23 protein-coding genes are annotated in these 19647 nt (G+C 64.4%); 14 read left to right on the top strand and 9 right to left on the bottom strand.

Annotated features, from left to right (window positions below; genetic code table 11):
* Nucleotides 1-229: 229 nt before the first annotated feature.
* Nucleotides 230-1273: a patatin-like phospholipase family protein gene (locus tag AC1DW2_RS01700; RefSeq protein ID WP_063982500.1), complete on the top strand. Its 1044-nt coding sequence runs from the start codon at nucleotides 230-232 to the stop codon at nucleotides 1271-1273.
* Nucleotides 1274-1292: 19 nt separating this feature from the next.
* Here AC1DW2_RS01700 and AC1DW2_RS01705 read toward each other — a convergent pair whose 3' ends face one another.
* Together AC1DW2_RS01705 and AC1DW2_RS01710 are read right to left on the bottom strand one after the other, a co-directional pair.
* Nucleotides 1293-1721, bottom strand: a complete 429-nt coding sequence (locus tag AC1DW2_RS01705; protein ID WP_166342406.1) for a CBS domain-containing protein — start codon at nucleotides 1719-1721, stop codon at nucleotides 1293-1295.
* A 190-nt stretch (nucleotides 1722-1911) separates the two neighbouring features.
* Nucleotides 1912-2718 (bottom strand): rhomboid family intramembrane serine protease, encoded by an 807-nt coding sequence (locus AC1DW2_RS01710; protein WP_166342407.1) that lies wholly within the window; start codon nucleotides 2716-2718, stop codon nucleotides 1912-1914.
* A 466-nt stretch (nucleotides 2719-3184) separates the two neighbouring features.
* Between AC1DW2_RS01710 and AC1DW2_RS01715 the strand changes: the two genes are divergently transcribed.
* The 3 genes from AC1DW2_RS01715 to AC1DW2_RS01725 all read left to right on the top strand — a co-directional run bounded on the left by AC1DW2_RS01715 (nucleotide 3185) and on the right by AC1DW2_RS01725 (nucleotide 5170).
* Nucleotides 3185-3739 (top strand): PAS domain-containing protein, encoded by a 555-nt coding sequence (locus AC1DW2_RS01715; protein WP_041958462.1) that lies wholly within the window; start codon nucleotides 3185-3187, stop codon nucleotides 3737-3739.
* A gap of 64 nt (nucleotides 3740-3803) precedes the next feature.
* Nucleotides 3804-4232 (top strand): cupin domain-containing protein, encoded by a 429-nt coding sequence (locus tag AC1DW2_RS01720; protein WP_477005125.1) that lies wholly within the window; start codon nucleotides 3804-3806, stop codon nucleotides 4230-4232.
* A gap of 143 nt (nucleotides 4233-4375) precedes the next feature.
* Nucleotides 4376-5170 carry a Crp/Fnr family transcriptional regulator gene (locus AC1DW2_RS01725; protein WP_283016914.1) on the top strand — a complete coding sequence of 265 codons (795 nt, stop codon included), beginning with the start codon at nucleotides 4376-4378 and terminating at the stop codon, nucleotides 5168-5170.
* 292 nt (nucleotides 5171-5462) lie between these two features.
* Here AC1DW2_RS01725 and AC1DW2_RS01730 read toward each other — a convergent pair whose 3' ends face one another.
* Together AC1DW2_RS01730 and AC1DW2_RS01735 are read right to left on the bottom strand one after the other, a co-directional pair.
* A complete protein-coding gene (locus AC1DW2_RS01730; protein WP_224517346.1) occupies nucleotides 5463-5954 on the bottom strand; it encodes a phasin in 492 nt (163 codons plus the stop codon).
* A 529-nt stretch (nucleotides 5955-6483) separates the two neighbouring features.
* On the bottom strand, nucleotides 6484-6870 hold the full coding sequence (locus AC1DW2_RS01735) for a COG4315 family predicted lipoprotein (protein WP_166342408.1): 387 nt from the start codon (nucleotides 6868-6870) through the stop codon (nucleotides 6484-6486).
* A gap of 145 nt (nucleotides 6871-7015) precedes the next feature.
* Here AC1DW2_RS01735 and AC1DW2_RS01740 point away from each other — a divergent pair, with 145 nt between their 5' ends.
* Nucleotides 7016-7522 (top strand): GNAT family N-acetyltransferase, encoded by a 507-nt coding sequence (locus AC1DW2_RS01740; RefSeq protein ID WP_283018892.1) that lies wholly within the window; start codon nucleotides 7016-7018, stop codon nucleotides 7520-7522.
* 117 nt (nucleotides 7523-7639) lie between these two features.
* On the top strand, nucleotides 7640-7936 hold the full coding sequence (locus AC1DW2_RS01745) for a hypothetical protein (protein ID WP_135216652.1): 297 nt from the start codon (nucleotides 7640-7642) through the stop codon (nucleotides 7934-7936).
* A 77-nt stretch (nucleotides 7937-8013) separates the two neighbouring features.
* Here AC1DW2_RS01745 and AC1DW2_RS01750 read toward each other — a convergent pair whose 3' ends face one another.
* Nucleotides 8014-9987, bottom strand: a complete 1974-nt coding sequence (locus tag AC1DW2_RS01750) for a DEAD/DEAH box helicase (protein WP_354096239.1) — start codon at nucleotides 9985-9987, stop codon at nucleotides 8014-8016.
* Nucleotides 9988-10231: 244 nt separating this feature from the next.
* Between AC1DW2_RS01750 and AC1DW2_RS01755 the strand changes: the two genes are divergently transcribed.
* The 3 genes from AC1DW2_RS01755 to AC1DW2_RS01765 all read left to right on the top strand — a co-directional run bounded on the left by AC1DW2_RS01755 (nucleotide 10232) and on the right by AC1DW2_RS01765 (nucleotide 11775).
* Nucleotides 10232-10561 (top strand): hypothetical protein, encoded by a 330-nt coding sequence (locus tag AC1DW2_RS01755; protein WP_477005126.1) that lies wholly within the window; start codon nucleotides 10232-10234, stop codon nucleotides 10559-10561.
* Between the two features lie 54 nt (nucleotides 10562-10615).
* Nucleotides 10616-11356 (top strand): metallophosphoesterase family protein, encoded by a 741-nt coding sequence (locus tag AC1DW2_RS01760; RefSeq protein WP_477005127.1) that lies wholly within the window; start codon nucleotides 10616-10618, stop codon nucleotides 11354-11356.
* Between the two features lie 65 nt (nucleotides 11357-11421).
* The gene (locus AC1DW2_RS01765; RefSeq protein ID WP_166342411.1) at nucleotides 11422-11775 is read left to right on the top strand and encodes a cupin domain-containing protein; all 354 of its coding nucleotides are present in this window, start codon (nucleotides 11422-11424) and stop codon (nucleotides 11773-11775) included.
* A 23-nt stretch (nucleotides 11776-11798) separates the two neighbouring features.
* Here AC1DW2_RS01765 and AC1DW2_RS01770 read toward each other — a convergent pair whose 3' ends face one another.
* The 4 genes from AC1DW2_RS01770 to AC1DW2_RS01785 form a co-directional block, all read right to left on the bottom strand.
* Nucleotides 11799-12311, bottom strand: a complete 513-nt coding sequence (locus AC1DW2_RS01770) for a hypothetical protein (protein ID WP_063982492.1) — start codon at nucleotides 12309-12311, stop codon at nucleotides 11799-11801.
* A gap of 95 nt (nucleotides 12312-12406) precedes the next feature.
* Nucleotides 12407-12823, bottom strand: coding sequence for a VOC family protein (locus tag AC1DW2_RS01775; RefSeq protein WP_166342412.1), 417 nt, complete (start codon nucleotides 12821-12823; stop codon nucleotides 12407-12409).
* Nucleotides 12824-12928: 105 nt separating this feature from the next.
* Nucleotides 12929-13411, bottom strand: a complete 483-nt coding sequence (locus AC1DW2_RS01780) for a DUF5680 domain-containing protein (RefSeq protein WP_166342413.1) — start codon at nucleotides 13409-13411, stop codon at nucleotides 12929-12931.
* A gap of 3 nt (nucleotides 13412-13414) precedes the next feature.
* Nucleotides 13415-14566, bottom strand: coding sequence for a zinc-binding dehydrogenase (locus AC1DW2_RS01785; RefSeq protein ID WP_166342414.1), 1152 nt, complete (start codon nucleotides 14564-14566; stop codon nucleotides 13415-13417).
* 176 nt (nucleotides 14567-14742) lie between these two features.
* Here AC1DW2_RS01785 and AC1DW2_RS01790 point away from each other — a divergent pair, with 176 nt between their 5' ends.
* From AC1DW2_RS01790 to AC1DW2_RS01810, 5 genes are all read left to right on the top strand, one after another.
* The gene (locus AC1DW2_RS01790; RefSeq protein WP_166342415.1) at nucleotides 14743-15222 is read left to right on the top strand and encodes a GNAT family N-acetyltransferase; all 480 of its coding nucleotides are present in this window, start codon (nucleotides 14743-14745) and stop codon (nucleotides 15220-15222) included.
* Nucleotides 15223-15259: 37 nt separating this feature from the next.
* A complete protein-coding gene (locus tag AC1DW2_RS01795) occupies nucleotides 15260-16057 on the top strand; it encodes an alpha/beta fold hydrolase (protein ID WP_354097534.1) in 798 nt (265 codons plus the stop codon).
* A gap of 142 nt (nucleotides 16058-16199) precedes the next feature.
* A complete protein-coding gene (locus AC1DW2_RS01800) occupies nucleotides 16200-17447 on the top strand; it encodes an MFS transporter (RefSeq protein WP_354097533.1) in 1248 nt (415 codons plus the stop codon).
* Between the two features lie 51 nt (nucleotides 17448-17498).
* Nucleotides 17499-18665, top strand: coding sequence for an MFS transporter (locus AC1DW2_RS01805; protein WP_166342418.1), 1167 nt, complete (start codon nucleotides 17499-17501; stop codon nucleotides 18663-18665).
* A gap of 68 nt (nucleotides 18666-18733) precedes the next feature.
* A complete protein-coding gene (locus AC1DW2_RS01810) occupies nucleotides 18734-19345 on the top strand; it encodes a PilZ domain-containing protein (RefSeq protein WP_063982484.1) in 612 nt (203 codons plus the stop codon).
* The last annotated feature ends 302 nt before the right edge of the window (nucleotides 19346-19647 follow it).

Here is a 19647-nt window from a genome sequence, read left to right on the forward strand (position 1 = left end):
CGAAAACGCGGCAAATTCAAGCCTCCGAATCCCCAAGGAATACCGCCCGATACGGTTCTTTGGAACCCGGTTGACGCCTGCGTGATTAAACGGGAGGCAGCCTCTCCTCGCCACACTCCTGCCCCCTGCTTCCCCGAACGGTATAAACCATGCTTTGCCCTCGTTCTGGCGGAGCGGAAGTACGGCGCGTACTCTGCTGTGAGGGCTGGCCCGGGGTAGGAGGGTTTCGGTGCTTGATATCTTGAAGGGTCGGGGCGCGAACGGCTCCAATGGAGAGAAGGTCGGTCTTGGCAGCGTGCGACGGCCGGTCATTGGCTTGGCGCTCGGCGGTGGCGCGGCGCGCGGCTTTGCCCATATCGGCATCCTCAGAACCCTGGCCGCCAATGGCATCGTGCCTGACGTCGTGGTCGGCACCTCGATCGGCGCCGTGGTCGGCGGCCTCTATGCAGCCGGCCGGCTCGATACGCTGCAGGAGTGGGGACGCAGCCTGCAGGGGATGCGCAACATCCTCGGTTATCTCGACATCCGACTGAGCGGCTCCGGCCTGATCGGCGGTGAGAAGCTGGCGACCCGGCTCGAGGATGCGGTCGGCCAGACCCTGATCGAGGATCTTCCGATCAAGTTCGCCGCCGTCGCAACCGAGGTCCGTACCGGCCACGAGATCTGGCTGACGCGCGGGCGCGTGGTCGACGCCATGCGCGCCTCCTACGCCCTGCCCGGCATCTTCTCGCCCGTCCTGATCGGTGACCGCTGGCTGGTCGACGGCGCGCTGGTGAATCCGGTGCCGGTCTCGGCCGCCCGCGCGCTCGGCGCCGAAATCGTCATTGCCGCAAATCTTTCCAGCGACATCTTCACCCATTCCACGACGATCTATTCGCACGGCGCGGTGCCCGAGACGGTCCCGCCGGCGGCGGAGGCGACCACGGCGAAGCGGCGCTTCCCGCGATTGTTCTCGCCCGAGAAGACCATGAAGCGCGAGTTCTTCGGCGGCGCCGGACGGCCCGGCATCTCCTCGGTGATGGTCGACGCCTTCAACATCATGCAGGACCGCATTACCCGCGCGCGCCTCGCCGGCGATCCGCCCGATCTCCTGATCACGCCGCGGGTCGGTCATTTCGGCTGGTTCGACTTCCACCGCGGCGAGGATCTGATCGCGCACGGCACGCGCGCCGCCGAGCGCGCGCTGGAGTCGATCCAGGAGGCGATCGAGGTGCTCGCGCCGGCGCCCGCGGGCAGCGCGCCCAAGGCGGGCGAGCCCAAGGCAGACGAGTGAGGCCGACGAGTAAGGCCGCTCAGGCCGTCTTGATGTAGTCGCGCAGGGCTTCCTGCTCGGCCTCGTATTCCTGGACGCGGCGCTTGACGATGTCGCCGATCGAGATCAGGCCGACCACCTTGCCGCCGTCGACGACGGGCAGATGCCGGAACTTGCCGGTGGTCATCGTCTCCATGAGTTCGGCGACCGTGTCGGTCTCCTTGCAGGTCACCACCTTGCGGGTCATGACCTGAGAGACCGGCTCCTCCAGCGCGACGGCGCCGCGCTCGCCGATCACGCGCACGATGTCGCGCTCGGACAGGATGCCTTCGAGCCGGCTCTGGTTCATCACCAGCACCGCGCCGATCTTCTTCTCGCCGAGCAATTTGACCGCGGCAGCCAGCTTGGCGTCGGGCTCGACGCTCATGATCTGGTGGCCCTTGGTGTTGAGAATGGAACGTACCGTCATTGTCGGCCTCCCTGAATCGGATCCGTCCGCATTTCGCGGACCGGACTTGTTCGTCGAGTCTTCAACTAACAGTTTAGGCGCCGGTTGCACGCTGAGGCGCTTCGCGAAGCATCGCCGCTAGCGGCTTGTCGCTTCGGAACATTCTTCTCGGGAATGATGGATGAATTCGGGCGGCGCCGCAAGCGCCGCTTCAAATGCGGTTTGAAATGTCCTGTGATGACGCATCCGCAGCATCGTTTCGCACGCGCGGCACGGGATCGAACAGCGCGAACAGCAGAAGGCCCGCGAAGAAGCCGCCGATATGCGCCTGCCAGGCGACGCTCGTGGTTTCGGAATCGACGCCGATCGCGCCGACGCCGAAGATGATGTTGACGCCGAACCAAACGGCGAGGAAGCCGACCACCCGCCCGTCGCGCAGTGCGCGCGACAGTGGCAGTGCCGGAACCCTTGCGGCGGTATCGGCGTCTGATCGGCTGAACGACAGGAAGCTGCCGCGGACAAAGGCAAAGCGGATCGCCGCCGCCATCGCGCCGGACACCGAGGCCGAGGCGCCGATCATCGGCGCCACCGCGTGCTCATGGGTGACGAGATGGGCGAGCGCGCCGGCCGCTGCCGTCACCGCGAGAAACAGGAAGAACCTGATCGCGCCGAAGCGCCGCGCCAGCGCGCTGCCGAACGGCAGCAGCCACAGCACGTTGAAGCCGAGATGGGTCAGATTGGCGTGCAGCAGCGAATAGGTGACGAAGGTCCAGACCTTGGCGCCGGCCCCGCCGGGGATCTGCAGGTTGAGCAGCGAGGAATCGTAACGTTTCGGGATGAAGCCGAAGACGTCGATGGTCCAGTTCTCGAGCTCCGGCGGCAGCAGCACCCGCAGATGGATCACCGCCAAAAGGAGGATATAGGCGGTCAGCGCGACCGGCAGCGTCAGGATCGGCTCGCGCGGAGCTTCCTCGACAACGGCCGGTATCTCCGGCGGAAAATCTTGCGGGGAATCCAAGGCAGCTTCGCTTTCAGGCGCGATCGGAGCGACAGGCTTAACGACAGCCTTGGAGATAGTCGCCTTTGCCGGCCTTGCGCAAGTGCACAAAAGGAAAAGGCAGGGCCCTGGGAAAGCCCTGCCTGTCCGTGTCGGTCTTCCGGTACCCAGAGGAATAAGGAGTATCCCCACCCCTCCCCGCGGCCCGCGACCAAACTGTTTGACGCCCGTGTACAGGCCCCGCCGAGAACCTGGATGAAAGCGGCGAGGCTTGCGACCGCGATCACCATAGCAGCGGCGCGCCGGACGGAAAGCGGATAGTTAATTTAACGTTAACGACGCAAAGACCGCCTCCGGGGGCCCGAAAACGCCTCCACGGCATGGACGCTGCAAATCCCCTCCTGCACAACAACAGAAGGGATCGCGGGTGCACTGAAGCGGGACAGGTTTGTCCCGCGAGCTAGCGCCCCGGGGTAAGCGTTCAGTCATGAAACATCCGTCGAGCCGCGCGTTCTTCGCGTATTGGGACAAGAAGCGCGGCACTGCGCGGGCCCCTGATCGGGCCGATATCGATCCAGCCGCTGTCCGCGGCCTGCTCGGCGATATCTTCGTGCTGTCCTGCGAACAAAACCTCGGCTTCCCGTTCCGCGTCGCTGGCACGCGCGTCTGCGCGCTCGCGGGGCTCGACCTCAAGGACCAGAGCTTTGCGGCGCTGTTCACCGAGGCCAGCCGCAGCGAGATCGAGGAGATCACCACGATCGTCGCCGACGAGACGTTAGGTGCGATCGCCGGCGTCACCGCCGCGCGCGAGGATGGCAGCAAGGCGCATCTCGAGCTGCTGCTGCTGCCCTTCAACGCCCGCCCGCATACGCCGGTGAGTGTCACCGGCGTGCTCGCACCGTTCAACGACGAATGCGGCGCGTTGTCCGCATTCGCCCTCACCTCCTGGCGCTATCTGCATCAGCCGGAGAAGCTGCTGCCGCGCGCAATCCGCAAATTGCAGATCGCACGCGGGCTGATGGTGTATGAGGGGCTGAGGTAGCTTTCGTTTCGACGAGGGCGAACGCCGCGACCTCGATGCAGCCTCTCACCGGAATGACACAGCCATGTCCGACATCATCAGTTTCGGTACGCTTCAGCTCCGCTTCCTGCACAGCAAGGACGACACCGGCGGCAGCGTCGACATCTTCGAAATGACGCTCCAGCCGAATGCGCGGATGCCGATCCCGCATTATCACGACCGCTGGGACGAAACCATCTACCGGCTGTCCGGCGTATCGACCTGGACGATCGACGGCAAGCAGAACGATCTCGGCCCCGGAGAATCGGTCTTCATCAAGCGCGGCATCGTGCACGGCTTCACCAACCGTTCGACGGGACCGGCAACATGCCTGTGCATCCTGAGCCCCGGGGTGCTGGGCCCGCAATATTTCACGGAGATGGCCGCACTCCTGTCGGCCGGCGCGCCACCCGATCCCGCAAAGATGAAAGAGACGATGCTGCGCTACGGACTGGTGCCCGCGCCGGCAGCGTGAGCCAGGCTCGCGATCCATCATTGGAACCTTACCTGCTGCAGGACGTTTAGCTGTTTGCCGGGCATATGCCTGCACGGCAACGCGGCTCGGCCGGAGACGATGCGTTTGCTCGCCGCCGGGCCTCCGTCGAGGGACGATTCCCCGTGATGGAGCACGCGACCAGAGTTGGTAATCGCCTGTTAGCTGCATTACCGCCGGCCGACTTCGCTTTGCTTGCACCGTATCTCCGGAAAGTACCGCTCCAGCACGATGCAGTCCTGGTTCGATCGGGGGACCGGGTCGAGCACCTTTGCTTCCCGTGCAGCGGCGCGATCGCCCTCATCATGGAGTTGCCGAACGGACAAACGGCCGCAACCGCCGTGATCGGCAACGACGGCGTCGTCGGCCTCATGACGGCGCTCGGCCCCGTCCGATCCCCCCTGACGGCGGTTGTCCGCGTGGCCGGGACCGCACTGCAGATCTCGCCCGCGCGATTTCAAGCGACGCTCGAACGCAGTCCCGCCCTCGCAAGCGCGGTTCAGATTGTGACCAGGGCGATGATGACGCAATTCCTGCACGTCGCGGCCTGCAATGCCCTGCACTCCGTCGAGGCCCGCCTCGCCCGCTGGCTGCTTCACATTCACGATCGGACGGAGGGCAGTGGTGACGTCCTGCACCTGACGCAAGAGACGTTGTCGGAATTGCTCGGCGTCCGGCGGACCACCGTCACGCACGTCGTGAGCGCACTTCGAACCTCAAGGGCCCTGAAATCCAGTCGGCGCGGCCAACTCGAGATCGATCGGCCCCGGCTCGAGGTCGTCGCCTGCGAGTGCTACAAGGTGATGAGCCGCAGGATCGATCGGATCGTTTCGCAGGATGCCGTCAGGCGGCTTCACACCGCGCCCGCGCGGAATGGCTGCCCGCCCCCGGACTTCCCGTTCGCCAAGACCGATTCATAGACCCAGGCCTCTCTGGCGAACCACTCATGCGTCGCCGCGCACATCCCGCAATATGTGCGCGAGAAGAACACCGTACTGCACCGAAATCTTTCGCGATCCATCTCGATGCCCGTCGGAATGGCGTGGCCCGTTTCCGGGCATTTGATCATCACCATACCCATCCTGACTTCCTCCAGCTTGGCATCACCTCACGGCAAGGCTTCTCACGGCAAGGCTTCACCGCCTCGGCTGGACCGCGCCCCTTCTGGCGAAGACGCTCGTCCAGCCGATCCACGCGGCCAGTAGCCTCGATTCAAGCAGCCCTATGCAGAACCAGGTTGAAACTCTTCTTGATCGGCTCGGCCGTCTCGGTTGCGACCTTCTGGGCGAGGTCCCAAAGCTCCCGGTTTTGGCGAGAAGCCGCTTCAAAGGTCTTGCGGCTGTGGCTGGTGGAGAGGTTCACGACATCCGCAAACGACCTCACATCCGCAAGCTGGGACATGAACTCCAGCGCCGAGCTGGTATTGATGTTTGATATTTCGATGACCTTGGTGCCGTAATCGGCGGCACGCGTGGCATTGGTCGAACAGGCTTCGCGGAGCGCTTCGGTGATCTCCTCGGAAGCCGCCCTCATCCGCTCTAAATTTGCCTTGGCCCGGGCGGCGCCCTGCTCGGCGAGATCGCCGAAGATCGCCTGGAAGTTGAAAAATGGCATGTCGAACCTGGGCATTGCACCGCCATTCGCCGTCCCATTCAGTGCAGTGGCGTTCGTCTCGGCTTTCAGATTGGCATCATTCATGGTCATTCATCCCCTCACGCGAAACCAGATAATGGATTGAAGACTCCCAGAAGCTCCCAGGTGCGGACCGCACCGGGAAACCAGTGCCCCTACTCTCAAATGGAGGGATGCTGCTGCCGATATGCCGCTCGCGCCCCCTGCCGGAACCAACTATGACCAACCAAAATCGGGCCTTCGGTTCGCTTTCGGACTCTCGACTTGAATAAATTCGATTCAAGCGACGGCGCGCCACGGGCGGCATTCTCTCTTCTTCGAAGTTGTCGCGATTACTCCCGCCAACTTGAGATCAGTCCGGCGAGCGGTTCGGAGGCGCCGGCGCCGGTGGCCTTCCGCTGGGGCGCGGCGAGGATTCGGCCGTTTCCAGATGGCGCCCTGTCATTGATTGATTGCGAGTTGATGGAGCCGCACCGCAGCGCACCGCATTGAACGATACGTCGCATCGCCAATGCGGCGTTGCGCTGCGTCCGAGGCACGAGACCGGTGGCATCCCGTCAATGTCAGACACCACCTCGCATTGCCGCGGCGGATTGTCCGCTCACGGCATCGCCAGATGCCAGGCGCCGTTCAGAAAGCCGTCGCCGGTGATGTCGCCGGGCTTCTGGTCCTTGGCGAAGGTGTAGAGCGGCTTGCCCTTGTAAGCCCACTGCCTGGATCCGTCGTCGCGCGCAATGACGGTGTAGCCGTCGGCCGCGGCATCGCTCGCCTCGGCCTTCAGCACCGGCCAGTTTGTCGCACACGGTCCGTTGCAGGCAGACTTGCCGTCCGCATCCTTGTCGAAGGTGTAGAGCGTCATGCCCTTGGCGTCGGTGAGCACGTTGCCCTTGTCGGTCTTGCCGGTCTTGGTCGGCGGCGCGGCGAAGGCGGCGGGGATGATGGCGAGCGATACGGCGAGCGTGAGCGCGAGGCGGATCGAGGACGTCATGGGTTCTCCTGTCATGCAATTGGCTTGCATGGGGTAGGACGCCGCGCAACGCTTCGTATTCCTGGGACGCCGGCAAAGATATTTTCGCTGCGCGCATCGTCGCGACGGAATAAACTGAATGGCTGAGACCGACCAACGGACCGACATGAGCAAGCCGCATTGGCGTCCCGCGCGCGCCTCCGACCTGGTCGCGATCAGCGCGATCGCAGCGCGGATCCATCCCGATCTCCCTGAGAGTCCCGACGTGTTCGCGGAGAAGATGCGGCTCTATCCCGATGGCTGCCGACTGCTCATCGCCGACGAAGAGATCGCCGGCTACGGGCTCGCGCATCCGTGGAAGCAGCACCGCATTCCGCCGCTCAACGGCTTCCTTCAACAACTGCCAGATGATGCGGATTGTCTCTACGTGCACGACGTCGCCGTGCTGCCCGATTTCCGCGGTGGCGTCGCGCGCGATTATATTGCCGCTATCGAGAAGCTCGCGCGCGCATCACACATCACAACGCTCGCGCTGGTCTCGGTCTACGCCACGCGGCCGTTGTGGGAGCATCTCGGCTTTCGGCCCGTCGCGGCGGATGCGGAAGCGCGTGCAAAGCTCGCCTCCTATGGCGAAGGCGCGACCTACATGCTTCGCGACCTCGCTGCGACATAACGTCCCCGCCCGGCTCACGCGGGCGTGAAGCCGTCCCTCGAACCGCCTTCGATCACCCCCCGTCGAAGGTGTGCGCGGGCCGTTCTGGTCTCGCCTAACCGAGACTGGAGAATTTCCATGAAACTCACATTGTCGAAAGTTGCTTTGATTGCATTCGCTGCGGCGGCCGCGTTCAGCGCGACCAGTGCCAACGCGGCGCAGGTCCGGACCTACGGCTGCGATTCCGCCTTCTTCGAGGGCTGCGGTATCCTAGTCGAGACGCCGACCCCGGGTGGCAGAAGCCGCGTCAACCTCACTCACGACACCTCGCCCATCTACATGAAGCAGACCGACCCCCGCTACAGCTCGTCGATGCGTGATGCCGGCGGTGGCGGCGGCGGAGGTGGTGGCGGCGGCGGCGGCGGTGGCCGCTGAGTTCGCAGCTGACTTTTCAGATGATGTCGCCGGCGCAATCCGGCGGCATCATTGCTGTCTGCACAATCAGGCGCAGTTCAGCCCCGATGCTTTTTCTTCGCCTTCTTTTTTCCAGGCGCGCCCTTCAACGGCCACGGCGTGACCGCCGGCTCGGCATGGCCAGGCTTGTTCTTGTGCTTCTTTTTCTTTCCGAACGAAGGAGCATCGTCGAATTTCGGCCTGCGCTCGCCGTGAGCCTTGTCGCGGGGCTTGAACCCAGCTGCATCGCGCGGGCGATCGTCGCGACGTTCACGATGATCGCTGTCGCCGCTCTCGCGCCGGGGCGGCTTTGACCGCTCCTCCGAAGGCGCCTGCCGCTGCGGCGCATCGGTCATCGGCTCGAGGCGGATATTGTCTTCCTTGTCCGGACGCTTGATCTTGGCAGCGAAGGATTCCGCGACCCGCTCGGAAATTTCGAACTCGGTCGTCGTGTCCATGATCTTGATGGCGCCGATGTCGCCCTTGTCGATGCCGCCGCGGCGGCAGATCATCGGCAAGAGCCAGCGTGCTTCCGCATTCTTTCTTCGTCCGATGTTGGCCCGGAACCAGACGCTGCCGTCTGCCATGCCGTGTTTCGCCGACGATTTTCCTGATTTGGGTCGGGCTCTTTCGGGGCGATCATCGCCGCGCAAAGTACGGGCATCGTCGCGCGGTGCGCGGACATTGTCGCGCCCGCGATCGTCGCGCGGCCGGCCGGCCCGCTCGCCGGGATCGATGATGTCTTCGGGCGACGGCAGCCGTGCGCGATAGAGCCGCGCGAGTGCGGCTGCGATATCCTCGGCCGACCGCTCGGCCAGTAGCGCCTGCGCCAGCACCAGATCGTCCGCGGTCGTCTCCTCGGTGAACAACACGTCCTTCATGCGGTCGTGATCGAGCTTGCGGATTTCCTCAGCTTGAGGCGCCGTTCCCCAGACCGCGTCGATCCCCGAGACATTCAGCAGCATTTCCGCACGTCGCCGCCGTACAGGCGGCACCAGCAGGATGCTCGTCCCCTTGCGGCCCGCCCGCCCGGTGCGGCCGGAGCGATGCTGCATCACCTCGGCGTCGTTGGGCAGATCGGCATGGATGACGAGATCGAGGCTCGGCAGGTCGATGCCGCGGGCGGCGACGTCGGTCGCCACACAGACGCGAGCGCGTCCGTCCCGGAGCGACTGCAGCGCCGTGGTCCGCTCGTTCTGCGTCAATTCGCCTGACAGCGCGACCACGGAGAAGCCGCGCTCCAGCAGCGCCGCCTGCAAATGCCTGACGTGATCGCGCGTGCTGCAAAACACCAGCGCGCTCGGGGCCTCGAAGAAGCGCAGCACGTTGACGACGGCATGTTCGACATCACCGGGGGCGACCCGGATGGCACGGTACTCGATGTCGGCGTGACCGCCTTCATCGCCGGCGACCTCGATCCGAAACGCCTGCTGCTGATATTGCTTGGCCAGCGCCACGATACCGCGCGGAAACGTCGCCGAGAACAGCAACGTGCGGCGTGTCTCCGGCGTGGTCTTGAGGATGAATTCCATGTCCTCGCGAAAGCCGAGATTGAGCATCTCGTCGGCCTCATCGAGGACGACCACTTTCAATTCCGTGATGTCGAGACGGCCGCGACGCAAATGGTCGCACAACCGGCCGGGCGTGCCGACGACGATGTGAGCGCCCGCCGCAAGCTCGCGCTGCTCGCGCCGCGGATCCATGCCGCCGACGCAGGAGACGACCCGCCCGCCGGCATGCCCATACAGCCATGCCAGTTCGCGCTGAACCTGCAAGGCGAGCTCGCGGGTCGGCGCCACGATCAGGGCGAGCGGCGCACCCGCCTGCTCGAACCGCTCGGCATCGCCAAACAGATCCTTGGCCATGGCGAGGCCATACGCGAGGGTCTTGCCGGAGCCGGTCTGGGCCGAAACCAGGAGGTCGCGGTCGGCGGCTTCGTCCGCGAGCACGGCGAGCTGGACGGGGGTGGGTGAATCATAGTTCCGCTCGGCCAAAGCGTGGGCGAGCGGCGGGGTCAGGGCCGGAAAAGACACGGGATGGAGAACCTTGGTTAATGTCAGGCGCGGAACGGTGAACCGGCGGACCTGAGTTGCGTGCGCGGCAAACGGCCCGGCCGCACGCTGGATGTGATCAGGGCGCTCTTTACGCCAAGTGCTCTTGAATCACCATGCCTATGATGCATGGCTTGACGGAAAGAACCGCGCCTGAAGGTTGCAGCGGACGTTCGCGGCCACCTCCGTTAACCTGAAGCCAACCGGCTTAGAGGGGGACGACCACGTGACGCCTTCCGCCAAACGCGCCTGCGGCGATTGCACGCTTTGCTGCAATGTCATGGCCATCGAGGCGCTGGCCAAACCGGCTGGAAGCTGGTGCCGGCACTGCAAACCCGGCCAGGGCTGCGCGATCTATGCCGAACGCCCGGCCATCATGGGCCAGCGCATGATCCTCATCACGCCGGACCGCGAGTTCGATCTCGGTATCGTCGGGCCGGACGAGCGGATCGTGCGGGAGCTGGAGGGGACCAAGGTCGTCGGCGCGACGGTGGTGAAGGAACATCAGATCAGCCATGGCTGGTTGGTGAACGTCCCATCAGCCGATGCTAGATAGGTCCGGTGACCTGGCAGAGTTAAGTTCAGGCAAAGCAGCACGGGGAGCATGACGATGCGATTGGCAGTCATTTCCGATATCCACGGCAATCTCGCTGCGTTGGAAGCGGTGCTGGCCGACATCAAGGCGCGCGGCGTCGATCGTACGGTCAACCTCGGCGATTGCGCCACCAGCCCGCTGTGGCCAAAGGAAACTTTCGAGGCTCTCCAGTCGCTGTCGTTGCCGACGGTGCGCGGAAATCATGATCGCTGGATTGAGGAGTTTCCAGACGACAAGCTCTCGCCGGCAGGTCTGTTTGCGCGTAGCGCATTGACCGCGGAGCAGCGCCGCGCACTTCACAGCCTGCCCTCCCAAATACGGCTGGACGACGGGATCCTGGCCTGCCACGGCACACCCGACGACGATACGACGTGCCTGCTCGAAGAAGCGCTCGAGGACGGCCGCTTCGTGCCGGCGCGTCGCAACGTGCTGACCGCGCGCCTTTCGAGCGCGCCAACGGCGCGTGTCGTGCTGTGTGGTCACAGCCACCGCCAAGCGGCTGTTCAGGGCCCGGGCGACCGCCTGGTCCTCAATCCCGGCAGCGTTGGTTGCCCGGTGTTCGCGGACATTCCTTTTGCCGCAAACCTGGAGCATCGCTCGCCTCACGCCCGCTACGCGATCCTCACGAAACGAACAAGAGGCTGGCAAGTCGAACTGCTGGCCCTGGAATACGACTGGGAAGCCGCGTCCGCGCAGGCGCTCGCCAACGGCCGCCCGGAATGGGCGGAGGCCATGTTATCAGGACATGTCAAATAGCTGGCCTTGCCACGTCGGTCATTCGATCTCAAATCGTACCTCACGAGAGAGCAACGGGGTGAAACATGGGCGACAAGATATCGCTTGCCGACAAACTCGCGACCTTTGGGGATTTCTGGTCGCCGCGCACGGTCACGACCTTCAACGATTGCGACGTGATGGTGGTGAAGGTGAAGGGCGAGTTCACCTGGCACAAGCACGATGACACCGACGATTTCTTTCTCGTCCTGAAAGGCAGTCTGGACATCGAATTGCGGGATCGCACGGTGACGCTCGGCCCGGGCGAACTCTATGTCGTGCGCAAAGGGGTCGAGCATCGCCCGGTGGCACGCGAGGAGGTTCACCTCCTGCTCATCGAGCCCACCGGCACCCCGAACACGGGCGACAAGGCCACCGCCGCAGCACGCAAGCTCGCATAGAGGACAACGCGCTTGGCGCGCGTCTAATCCCTGGAGGTCGCCAGCTTGCTGAAGCGGCCGACCAGCCTCGCCTTTACCCGTGCAACTGTGTCCCTCGCCGCGCGGCTCAGGGCGCGGATGGCGCGCCAGGCGTCGGTTGCCTGCAGCCACGCCTTCACCTCAGAGAACTTGCCGTACGCCCAGGCGAACGCCGGAATCCGCATCAGCTTGTCGCGCGTGAGATGGAACAGGCGCTCGACCAGCACGAGCTTGAGCAGTTCGCCGATGATGAAAGTCACGGCGGCGCTCACGACCTGACCCGTTGCAGCGAGGTAGGCCGCCACGGGCTTGATCGGCTCCAGAATGATCACGGGCACGGAAAACAGGGCGAGCGAGGGATAAGGGGACAGCGACCTGATCCAGGTGCGCAACCACTTGAATTCGAAATGCCGCCCAATCCAGCGCGCCATTGGCCGCGCGACGGCCATGAAGACGGCATCCACCAGGAAGTAGATGGCCGCCAGGATGTAAGTAACGGGTTTCAGGATTCGCTTCACGATACCTCTCCCGTGAAGTGAAAGTCGGAACCTGGGCCTAAGTTTCACCTTAACATGGATAGATCGGGGATTCCCGATGGAACTTTTTGGGCGCCTCAGATCTCGGCATAGACCTCCAGCAAATTGCCGTCGGGATCGCGAAAAAACAGCGTCCGGTGTCCGAACGACTGGTTCGTCGGCGGTGACAGCAGCGCCACGCCCTGCCGCACCAGTTCATCGGCACATTGATCGACCTCGGTCGCGGACACCTTGAAGGCCAGCTGCAGCGAGGCGCTGCCTGCCGGTGTCGGCGCGTCGGCCGCGGTCCGGCTCGGTCTCGCCAGCGCCAGCGTATTGCCGCCGAGGCCGTACTCGATCCAGTTCGGCGAGAGCTCGCGCAGCAGCGGAAAGGCGAGAACGTCCTCGTAGAACCGGCGCATCGCCGCCATGTCGCGCACGAAGATGACGGTGTAGTCGATCGCGCCAATGGCGCTGAAGGGGGAGCGGGTGTGCGGGTTAGGTTCGTCTGTCATTGTAGCCCTCATTCCAAACTTAGGCTCGTAGCCCGCATGGAGCGGAATGCGGGACCGGCGGCCCCGGATTGCGCTGCGCTCCATCCGGGCTACAAGGTTCAAGAATTATCGCAACAAACCGCCGCTATAGCGCAGCTCGTACAGCGGTGCGCCATCATGCCGCGAGATCGTCTCGACGCCGTGGAAGCGATCGAGCGCCCTTTCGACCTCGTTGCGGTAAGTCATGCCTGCCTGCTCGAACAGGCGCGGTCCCCGATAAGGCTCCTCGACGCTTACGCCCAACAGCGCCCGGCGCAGGAATTTGTAGATCTCGAGCAGCGTGGACCGATCCGTGATGTCCGCGCGGGCGCCGCCGCTGTAGCTCATCGACCAGATGACACGGTCATCCCGTGACACGGTCTCTTGGCCAACGAAAAACCCCATCCCGAAATAGATATCGCGATAGGCAAAAGGTGGCGCGCGATGCTCGAGCTGCTTGGAGCCGGCGAGCAGCGGCGCGGCCACGGTCGCGTCGTCGTCCAGCCCCGCATAGGTGCGCCGCTTGGCTTCGACCAGGAACGCAGCGAGATCGGGTGGAATGGACGGCATTGTCTAGTCCACCAATTCCGGCCACGGCACGATGGTCGATTTCACCGTCTTCATCGCCATCGCATCCCTCACTGCCTGCGCGACGCCCACTTCCGTGAACGGATAGATCGTCTGCATCTTCAGCCAGGGATATTTGTCACGCGTGCGGTAGAGCATGTCGACGCCGAGCGGGAGATCATTACCGGTAAAGCCCCAGGATCCCAGCACGTTGAGGTCCTTGGTGCAGATGCGGTGCCAGGAGGTCTCGATCGAGCCGGCATCGGTGAACTGACCCATCTCGACATAGGTGCCGCCGTCGCGGAGCATCTCGATGCCTTCGGGGCCGGCGGTCGGATGTCCCGAGCAATCCATCACGAGATCGGCGCCGAAGTGGCCTATGATCTCGCGCACACGGGCGATGCGCTCCTGCGGCGATTTGATCTCCTCGATGTTCACCGTCGCCTCCGCGCCGAACTCGCGCGCGAGCTTGAGCCGCGGCTCTTCCGGCGCGCCGACGCAGATCACACGCCCTGCCCCCATCTCCTTGGCGGCCGCGACCGCGAGAATGCCGATCGGACCCGAGCCCTGGATCACCACCGTGTCGCCCCAGGAAAAACCACCGGCGCGACTGGCGCGGTTGAAGGCGCGGATGCAGGACGTTAGCGGCTCCGAGAGCGCGCCCAGCCGCAGCGACATGTCGTCGGGCAGCTTGTAGATCTTGGTGCCCGGCAGCATCTCGAGATCGACATAGACATATTCGGCCCAGCCGCCCCACATATGCGGCGCCTTGTCGAAGCCGAGATAGCGGCCGTAATAGACCGGCGTCAGGCACTTGTTGGCGGTCTGCGGATAATGGATGCAGTAATAGCAATGGCCGCAGGGCATCAGCGGCGGGATCATCACTTTCGAGCCGACCGTCAGCGGCTTGCTCATGAAGTCCTCGGTGAATTCGTCGCCGCATTCGACGATGATTCCGCCGAGCTCGTGGCCGAGCGTGAACGGCCAGGGCAGCGGCTTCGGCCAATGCCCTTTGAGAATGTGCAGATCGGTGCCGCAGACGCCGCAGGCGCCGACCTTGATCAGCGCAGCCTTTTTGCCGACCTTCGGCCATGGCACGGTCTTGATGACGGGCTCCGAGCCCGGTCCTGCGTGAGTGCAGACGCGGATCTGGTCCATGGGTGTTTCCTCGCTGCCCGTCTGTTATGATTGATGGTGCGGGCGTGAGGCAAAGCGTATGTGAGATGCGCGGTCGTGCCAAGCGTGTGTCTCGTAGCCCGCATGGAGCAGCGCGAAATGCGGGACCGGCGGCCCGGATTACGCTTCGCTCCATCCGGGCTACAAGGACAACGTCGATGCTACGTGACTATCAGCCAACGGATGCGGAAGCGATCGTGCGCGTCGCTCTCGCGGCATTCGCGGAGTTCGAGCAGCACTATTCCGACTGGCCGTTGTTTACGACCCATGTCGCGAAGATGCCGGAGCTTGCCAAAACCGGCGAGATCATCATCGCCGAGGATGGCGGCCAGATCGTCGGCGCCGTCGCCTATATCGGACCGCAAGCCCCGAAGCCGGCCTTCTTCGATCCGGCGTGGCCGGTCATCCGCATGCTGGTGGTCGATCCGGCCGCGCGCAGCAAGGGCATCGGCCGGCAATTGACCGAGGAATGCCTGCGCCGCGCCGAACGCGACCAGTCTCCGGCCATTGCCCTGCATACGACGCCGATTATGACGGTCGCGCTGCCGATGTATCTGCGGATGGGGTTTACCAGGGTTCGCGAGGCGCCGGATATTTTGGGCGTGCCGTATGCGGTTTACGTCAAGGCGCTGGGGTAGGATGGCGTCGGCGTTGATTCTTTGACAGTCGTTGCGAATGACAAACTGGACGAGCCGAACCTGCGCGGCAAATGGCATCGACATCCATTATTTACGGACCGGGGACGACAAGCCTGCGCTGATTGCACTGCATGGTCTGACCGGAAGCGGCGCCTGCTGGACACCGTTGGCGCGCGCTCTCGAGGACGGCTACGACGTCATCATGCCCTCTGCGAGAGGACATGGCGCGTCGAGCGCACCGTCCGGCGGGTATCGGTACTGCGATCTCGCAGCCGACGTCATCGGCCTCATTGACGCGCTCGGGCTGACTGCCCCGATCCTGCTCGGCCATTCCATGGGCGGCATGACCGCCGCCGTGGTTGCGAGCGAGATGGGTACGGCCATTCGCAGCGTTATCCTCGCCGATCCGACTTTCTTGGCACCGGAGCGCCAGCGCGAGGTTTACCGGAGCGACGTCGCCGAGCAGCATCGCCGGCTTCTCGCTCGGGACAAGGATGAGGTACTGGCCGAGGCCCGGCGGCGGCATCCGCACCGCTCATCCGAGCTGCTTGACCTGATCGTTGATGCGCGGCTGCGGACCGAGATCAGCGCCTTCGAGGTTCTCACGCCGCCGAACCCGGATTATCGCGAGCTTGTCAAAGCCATTGCCGTCCCGAGCCTGCTTGTCATCGGAGACAATGGCGTTGTCTCCGTCGAAACGGCGCGGGAGCTGCAGGGGCTCAATCAACACCTCAGCCATGAGGTGATCGCGAATGCGGGCCATGGGTTGCCATATGACAAGCCGGATGAGTTTGCTGCGGTGGTCAGGTCGTTTCTGGCGACGGAGATCGCGTGACTCGCCGCTTCGTAGCCCGCATGGAGCTCTGCGGAATGCGGGGCCGGCGGTCCCGGATTGCGGGCCACGGACACACACCCAAGTGTCTTGAGCGGCCGGCGGCGAACGTGTATGGCCCCAAGGGTCTCACCCTGGTGATCGCTTGAACCCCCTTCCCCAAAATCCTGTTGTCGCGTCCGGATCGTTCGCGGCGATGAAGTCGGTGCCGTACCGGCTCCAGTTCATCGCCTACGTGCTGGCGATGATGGCGGACAACATCGAGCATGTGATCAGCTATTGGGTGGTGTTCCAAAAATTCCATTCGCCGACGCTGGGGGGCTTTGCCGTGCTGTCGCACTGGCTGCCGTTCCTGCTGTTCTCGGTCGCGGTCGGCGGGCTCGCCGACCGGTTCGATCCGCGGCGCATCATCCAATGCGGCATGCTGCTGTTCATCGTGGCCTCGGCCGGATGGGGCTTCTTCTTCATCACCGATACGATCCAGATGTGGCACGCGATGCTGCTGCTGGTGATCCATGGCTGCGCCGGCGTGCTGTGGCAGACGCCGAACCAGCTTCTGCTCTACGACCTCGTCGGTCCCGCGGATCTTCCGAGCGCGGTGCGCCTGAATGCGATGGCGCGCTATCTCGGCATCCTGGTCGGCCCCGCCGTCGGCGGCGCCATCATGCTCACGCTGGGCACCTCGCACGGCATCATCTTCAACACGCTGTTCTACCTGCCGATGCTGCTCTGGCTGTTCTGGGCGCCGGTACGCGACAAGAGTGTCGCGGTGCGGCGCTTTGCGGTGCGCGGCCTTGCCGATATCGTGCTGACGATGCGTGCCATCGGCACGCAGCCGGTGCTGACCGCAATGACGTGGCTCGCCGGCCTCACCTCCTTCATGATCGGCAACGCCTATCACGCCCAGATGCCGGGCTTTGCCGGCGATCTCGGCCACGGCGATCCCGGCGTCTCCTACAGCGTGCTGCTCGCGGCCGACGCAGCAGGTGCACTGCTTGCGGGCATCGCGCTGGAATCCTGGGGACGGTTGAAGGGCACGCCGCGCACCGCGATCACGCTCGCCATGCTGTGGAGCGTGGCGCTGCTCGGCTTCGCCGCGGTGCGGATCTATCCGGTCGCGATCGTGCTGCTGTTCTTTGCGGGCTTCTTCGAGCTGTCGTTCAACACCATGGCGCAGGCGCTGGTGCAGTTGAACGCGCCGCACGATATCCGCGGCCGCGTCGTCGGCCTCTACAACATGGCCGGGCTCGGGATGCGGGCCTTCAGCGGCATCACCGTCGGCCTGTTCGGCGCGGCGATCGGCATTCACTGGTCTCTCGGGCTCTCGGCCGCGGTGCTGCTGGCGCTGCTGTGTCTTCTCTATGGGCGCGCGACGAGGAAGACGGCCGGTTGACTATCGTCCCTCCCCACCGCACCCTCGAGATGGGCCTGAGGAGATGAGGCGTTGCGCAATCGCTGGGGCATTCTTGCGATCCTGTTCGTCGTGCGCCTCACCATCGCGTTCCAGTTCCAGAGCGTGGCCGCTGTCGCGCCGTTGCTGCAACAGACCTTTGGCGTCGGGCTCGCCGATATCGGCATCCTGATCGGACTCTATTTCACCCCCGGCATCGTGCTGGCGCTGCCGGGCGGCGCGATCGGCCGGACTCTTGGCGACAAGCCGACGACGATCGCAGCGCTGCTGCTGATGACCGCGGGCAGCCTCGTCATGGCCACCACCGACATCTGGGGCTGGCAGATGGCAGGCCGGCTCGTCTCCGGCGCCGGCGGCGTGCTGTTGACGGTGCAGCTCACCAAGATGGGCACCGACTGGTTCGCCGGGAAGGAGATCGCGACCGCGATGGCGATCTTCGTCAACTCCTGGCCGGCCGGCGTCGCGATCTCGCTGCTGGTGCTGCCGGCGATCGGCACGGCCTATGGCGCAAGCGCGGTGTTCCTGACGGCGGGCGCACTCACGGCCATCGGTATCGTGCTGATCACGCTCTATCAGTCGCCGCCGGGAGCCACAGTCAGCGCGGCCGGCCCAGGCCGGCTCGATCCCCTCGCACTGCTGGCGGTGATCGTCGCGGGCCTGATCTGGGGACTTTTTAATGTCGGCTTCGCCATGATCTTCTCGTTCGGCCCCTCCCTGCTCGCCGAGCGCGGCTGGAGCATTGCGGCGGCAGGCTCCGCGATCAGCCTCGTGATGTGGCTGTCGGTGATCTCGGTGCCGGCAGGCGGCTACCTCGCCGACCGCTTCAAGCGTCCGCTCACGCTCGCGACCGCAGCCAGCCTCATCGTGGCCGGGCTGCTGGCCTGGTTGCCGCGATCGGATGCAGTGATCACGGTCCTCGTCCTGATCGGCCTGATCGGCGGCCATCCGGCCGGCCCGATCATGAGCCTGGCCGCCCGCGTGCTCGCGCCGGAAACAAGGGCGATCGGCATGGGCGTGTTCTACACTCTCTTCTATGCCGCGATGATGCTGGGGCCGGCGGTGGCCGGCCGGCTGGCCAAATCGGCCGGGACGGCCGCGGTGGCGCTCGACCTCGGCGCGCTGACGGTGCTGGCCTGCCCGCCGTTGATGTGGCTTTTCGAGCGCATTGTGTCTGTCCGTAATCGACGCGCCCAATCCTAACGCGGCGTTAACCCTGTGCACCTTAGGGTCGTCCCGGACTCCGCCAGGCGGGGGGTCGGGTTGTGAAAATGGCGTTGGCGAACAAAAAATTTCTTCCGGCCGCCGAGGAGCGTCGGCGTTTCCAGCGGGTGAAGGTTCATCTGCTCGGCCGCTACATGCTGCCGGACCGCCGGGAATTCCCCTGCCAGGTGATCAACATGTCGCCGGGCGGACTGGCGCTTCTGGCCCCCGGCATCGGCAATGTCGGCGACCGCGTGGTCGCCTATCTCGACCATATCGGCCGGGTCGAGGGCAAGATCACCCGCATCATCGACAACGGTTTCGCCATGACGGTCGGGGCGACGCCCCGCAAGCGCGACAAGCTGGCGGCCCAGCTCACCTGGCTTGCCAACCGCGACATCCTCAATCTGCCGGAGGATCGCCGCCACGACCGTATCGTGCCGCGCAACCCGATCGCGGTGCTGACGCTCGAGGACGGCACCAAGATGACCTGCCGCATCATCGACCTCTCGCTGTCCGGTGCCGCCATTGCCGCGGAGAACCGCCCGCCGGTGAAATCGATCGTGCTGCTCGGCCGGGTCCAGGGCCGCGTGGTCCGAAACCTCGAGGACGGCTTCGCGCTGGAGTTCATGCACGAGCAGCCGATAGAGACTCTCGAAGAGAGCGTTACCGCGCGGTAAAGCGCAAGGACGCTAAAACGCCTGTATTTCCAGCCCTGAAGGCGGCTTCCGCGATGCGGACGCCGCCTTTTTCGTGTCCGGCGACCGCCTCGCGCGGGTTAACGCGAGGGCCGCGTGCGCGCTCAAACAACAGTTCCGCCAGCGTTTCCGCGTTAATAGATAAAATTTGAATCAATTGAAGTCATTTCAAATCTTAGTCGAATTCGATTCAAGTATAGATCGAATTCATCGCGCCTTTTACTTGTATTCGTCTCGACTTGACTTGGCCGACTTAGCGGCAACTCAAAAGCTCCATGCGAAAT

It is taken from the genome of Bradyrhizobium sp. P3_C3, assembly GCF_056402655.1.